Here is a 4,587-nt window from a genome sequence, read left to right on the forward strand (position 1 = left end):
GGGCGGCAGCTTGATCTGCAGTGCCTCGGGCCAGGAATGGGCGATCAGGGGGTCGAGTTCGGCGGCTTTTGCCACCATCTCGCCCAGTTTGCCATGTTCCAGCCGCTGCCGCAGGTCGTTGCGCCGATCTGTCAGCAGGCCCTGCACCTCCTGTGGCGGGCGCCCGAGGATCCGGCACATGCCCTCGAATTCACTGAACGCTTCCGCGATATAGCCCTTGTCCCGGCCGATGGTGAGCCAGTGATAGAACGGATTGAGCCCGCTTTCATCCACTTCCGGGTAACGCGCGCGGTAGCTTTTCGTGGAGAAATGCGGCGACGGATCGCGCCCTTCTTTCGCTCCGGCATTGATGTAGTGCTGGATCGGGTCGAGGCGGGTCGCACGCGCGATGTCATGATAGCGCGCAAGATAGTAGGCGATGTCGAACGCGCTGCGGATCACTTCGTACTCGTCGGTCTGCCCGGGGGGGGCCGTGCGCCGTCGTGCCGCCCTGACAAGGTTGTCCAGCCCCTTCCCGTAATGCGGGACGGGGGCGTCCGGGTCTTCCTCCGGGCGGTCCGCGATCGAATTCGGGTCCTCGGAACGAGACGACGGCGTCAGCTGTGCCGCGTCCCACTCCGGATGGTCGTTCATGTTGGCCGGGGAATCGAAGTCCGGTGACGGCTTGCGCCCTTCTGAATATCCATACTCGATGAAGTGCTGAGCAGCATCAACGCCCGCTTCGGCCACGTCTGGATTTTGCTGTATATACCATTCGCCATCGAAAAAGCCGGAGTCACGCAGACGTTTCGCCATGCGTTTCACCCTGGCGCGTTTCATCAGATGTGGCCTCGACCAAGCCGAAAACCATGTGTGCCCGGACGCCGTGTAAAGCTGCGCCATGTAGGCGTCGAACTCCGTTTGGGATGGCGCAGATGTTTCGCGATATTGTCGCTTGCCCTTGTCGAGCCGTGCGCCCTGTTCGCGTTTTCCCATCGACATGCGCCTTCCCTCTTGCTGGTCGCTTTCCATGCGCGTCTTGTGCGTTTGCGTCGTCACGTATCGCCGATCGCGCGATCGAAAGGAACGCCACCCGGCGGTCCACGGTTCGGCCGCAAACTTGCTTGCCCATGTCTGTTGGTCAAGTGCTATTTTGTCTCGAGCGGGCGACAGGTTGGCGAGTCTCGTTCGGTCGGGCAGATCAGGGGCGGGAAAAGTGCAGTTGTCTTTGCGGGGTCAGGTCGCCGCATGTTCGACCTCCCTGAGGTCGCGTCTTTGCAAAGAGTGCCACGGGAACCGGCGCAACCCCTTTCGAGGGCGCCCTCGGTTCCCTTTTGGTTCCCGTTCGTGACCGACAGGTCAGCCATCCGTTGGCAACCGGGATTGTCCTCTCCTCTGTCGCCGGGCAGTGGCAAAATAGCGGGCAATCGACCGGATGGTGTTAAATGATGGTAGGCCCGGAGGGACTCGAACCCCCAACCAAAGCGTTATGAGCGCTCTGCTCTAACCAATTGAGCTACAGGCCCGCCCGGAAACGTTGCTAGCAGAACCGTGGGAGAGGTCAAGCGGCCGACGAAGCGGTGGCCGTGGGACGGCGCAGCGCGTCGCGTTCCATCGGGTCGTGGCGGCATGATCGAGAACGGGTCTGTGCCGTTGCGCGGCTGCGCGCGATGGGGTAGGCGCTGACGCAGGAATTTCCGGGAGATGTGCCGATGAGCGGAAAGAATGGTGTGACCTATGCCGATGCCGGTGTGGATATCGACGCGGGCAATGCACTCGTGGAGCGGATCAAGCCGGCGGCCCGGCGCACCGACCGCCCCGGCGTGATGGCGGGGCTGGGGGGCTTTGGCGCGCTTTTCGATCTCAAGGCGGCGGGTTATGCCGATCCGGTTCTGGTGGCGGCGACCGATGGCGTGGGCACCAAGCTGCGCATCGCGATCGACACGGGCGAGGTCGATGGCGTGGGCATCGACCTGGTGGCGATGTGCGTCAACGACCTTGTCTGCCAGGGAGCGGAGCCACTGTTTTTCCTCGATTATTTCGCAACCGGCAAGCTTGAGACCGACAAGGCCGCGCGGATCGTCGAGGGTATTGCCGAGGGCTGCGTGCAATCGGGCTGCGCGCTCATCGGCGGCGAGACGGCAGAAATGCCGGGGATGTACCCGCCCGGCGATTTCGACCTGGCGGGCTTTGCCGTGGGCGCGATGGAGCGCGGCACGGCCCTGCCCGAGGGGGTGAGCGAGGGCGATGTGCTCCTCGGACTGGCCTCGTCGGGGGTGCATTCCAATGGCTATTCACTCGTGCGCAAACTGGTCGAGATGAGCGGTCTGGGCTGGGATGCGGCCTGCCCATGGGACGAAGGCAGCCTTGGTGCGGCGCTTTTGCGCCCGACGCGGCTTTACGTGAAACAGGCGCTGGCGGCGGTGCGGGCGGGGGGCGTGCATGGCTTTGCCCACATCACCGGCGGGGGGCTGAACGAGAACCTGCCGCGGGTCTTGCCCGAAGGGTTGGGCGCCGAGGTCGATCTGGGCGCGTGGTCCTTGCCACCGGTGTTCGACTGGCTGCGCGGCGTGGGCGGTATGGAAGAGGGCGAAATGCTCAAGACCTTCAATTGCGGCGTGGGCATGATCCTCGTGGTCGATGCGGCGCGGGCCGGGGCGCTGCGCGCGGTTCTCGAAGGTGAGGGCGAAGCAGTTTACGAGCTGGGCCGCGTCGTGGCGGGCGACGGCGTGTCCTGTCGCGGGACGCTTGCGTGAGCATCCCGGTCGCGATCCTGATCTCGGGTGGCGGGTCGAACATGGTTCGGCTGGTTGAGTCGATGACCGGCAATCACCCGGGGCGGGCCTGCCTCGTGCTGTCGAACGATCCGGCGGCAGGGGGCCTGCAAAAGGCACGCGATATGGGAATTGCCACGGCGGCGGTGGATCATCGCGACTTCAAGAGTGACCGGGAAGGGTTTGAAAAAGAGCTGATTTCCGAGATTGACGGGGCAGGGGCCGAGGTCATTTGCCTCGCGGGATTCATGCGCATCCTGACACCGCTTTTCATCGGGCATTATGCCGGGCGGATGTTGAATATCCATCCGTCGCTCTTGCCGAAATATCGCGGGCTCGACACCCATGCGCGGGCACTGGCGGCAGGCGATTCAGAGGCGGGTTGCACCGTTCACGAGGTGACGGCCGAGCTCGATGACGGGCCCATCCTGGGGCAGGCGCTGGTGCCGATCCGGCCCGGCGACACGCCCGAGGCGCTGGCTGCGCGGGTGCTGGTGCGTGAGCACGAACTCTACCCGCTGGTGCTGCGCCGCTTCCTGTCGGGCGAGCGTGAGAGGATCTTTCTGGACTGAGGTGCCCGCCCGTGCCTTTGTGATCCGCGCGCCTTTCCATCACCTGCGCCATGGCGTAAGACGCGCCCTGTGCAATGAACCAAGAAAGCGAAACCGCAAAGCATGAAGACCCTGACCACGACCGAAGACCTCGCCGCCTTTTGCGCGGAAGCGCGTGAACATCCCTATGTGACGATCGATACCGAGTTCCTGCGCGAGCGGACCTATTTTTCCAAGCTCTGTCTCGTACAGATGGCGATGCCGGGCGACGGGGACGAGGGCGCGGTCCTGGTCGATCCGCTGGCCGAGGGGATGTCGCTTGAACCGCTTTACGAGCTTTTTCGCGACACGGGCGTGGTCAAGGTGTTTCATGCCGCGCGACAGGATCTTGAGATCTTCCAGGTCGAGGCGGGGGTGATCCCCGAACCGTTTTTCGACACGCAGGTCGCGGCCATGGTCTGTGGTTTTGGCGAGCAGGTGGGATATGAGACCCTCGTGAAGAAGATTGCGCGCGCCGATCTCGACAAGACCTCGCGATTTACCGACTGGTCGCGCCGCCCGCTGAGCGAGGCGCAGAAGAAATACGCGCTGGCCGACGTGACGCATCTGCGGGTGATCTATGAGCATCTGGCGGCAGAACTGGAAAAGACCGGGCGCGACAAATGGGTGAAAGAGGAACTGGCGGTTCTGACCGATCCCGAGACCTATGAGGTCAAGCCCAGCGAGGCATGGAAACGCGTCAAGACGCGGACCCAGTCGGGCCGGTTCATGGCGATCGTGCGCGAACTGGCGCGGTTCCGCGAAGGTTATGCCAAGTCGCGCAACATCCCGCGCAACCGGGTGTTCAAGGATGACGCGCTGGTCGAGCTGGCCTCGACCAAGCCGCAAAGCATGCAGGATCTGGGCCGGTCGCGGCTGCTCTTGCGCGAGGCGCGGCGCGGCGAGATCGCCGAAGGGATCCTCGCCGCGGTCAAGGCCGGGATGGAGTGCCCGCCCGAGGACATGCCACAGATCGATCGCAGCCGCGAGAAGCTCCAGGTCAACCCGGCGCTGGCCGACCTGTTGCGGGTGCTTTTGAAGGCCAAGACCGAACGCGAGGGGGTGGCGTCGAAACTGATCGCGCCGGCCGCCGATCTCGACCTGATCGCGGCGGGCGAGCGGGATGTGCCCGCGCTCAAGGGCTGGCGGCGCGAGGTTTTCGGCGAGGATGCGCTGCGCCTGTGCGAGGGCAAGATCGCGCTTGCGGCCAAGGGGCGCAACGTGAAGGTCGTCGAGCTTTGAGC

Annotated in this window: 3 protein-coding genes, 1 tRNA gene and 1 pseudogene; 3 read left to right on the plus strand and 2 right to left on the minus strand. The window is 64.3% G+C overall.

What is annotated here, in order from left to right; genetic code table 11:
• Positions 1 to 981: pseudogene (locus tag ACESL9_RS13940) on the minus strand (hypothetical protein); the annotation flags it as partial.
• 447 nt (positions 982 to 1,428) lie between these two features.
• Positions 1,429 to 1,505, minus strand: a tRNA-Ile gene (locus tag ACESL9_RS13945).
• 186 nt (positions 1,506 to 1,691) lie between these two features.
• Here ACESL9_RS13945 and purM point away from each other — a divergent pair.
• The 3 genes from purM (at position 1,692) to rnd (ending at position 4,585) form a co-directional block, all read left to right on the plus strand.
• A complete protein-coding gene (gene purM, locus ACESL9_RS13950; protein ID WP_372675015.1) occupies positions 1,692 to 2,735 on the plus strand; it encodes a phosphoribosylformylglycinamidine cyclo-ligase in 1,044 nt (347 codons plus the stop codon).
• A complete protein-coding gene (gene purN, locus ACESL9_RS13955) occupies positions 2,732 to 3,325 on the plus strand; it encodes a phosphoribosylglycinamide formyltransferase (RefSeq protein ID WP_372612032.1) in 594 nt (197 codons plus the stop codon). The genes purM and purN overlap by 4 nt, the downstream gene beginning before the upstream one ends.
• Before the next feature lie 102 nt (positions 3,326 to 3,427).
• On the plus strand, positions 3,428 to 4,585 hold the full coding sequence (gene rnd / locus ACESL9_RS13960; protein ID WP_372612034.1) for a ribonuclease D: 1,158 nt from the start codon (positions 3,428 to 3,430) through the stop codon (positions 4,583 to 4,585).
• Positions 4,586 to 4,587: the final 2 nt, after the last annotated feature.

The organism is Aquicoccus sp. (assembly GCF_041686535.1).
Classification (GTDB): Bacteria; Pseudomonadota; Alphaproteobacteria; order Rhodobacterales; family Rhodobacteraceae; genus Aquicoccus.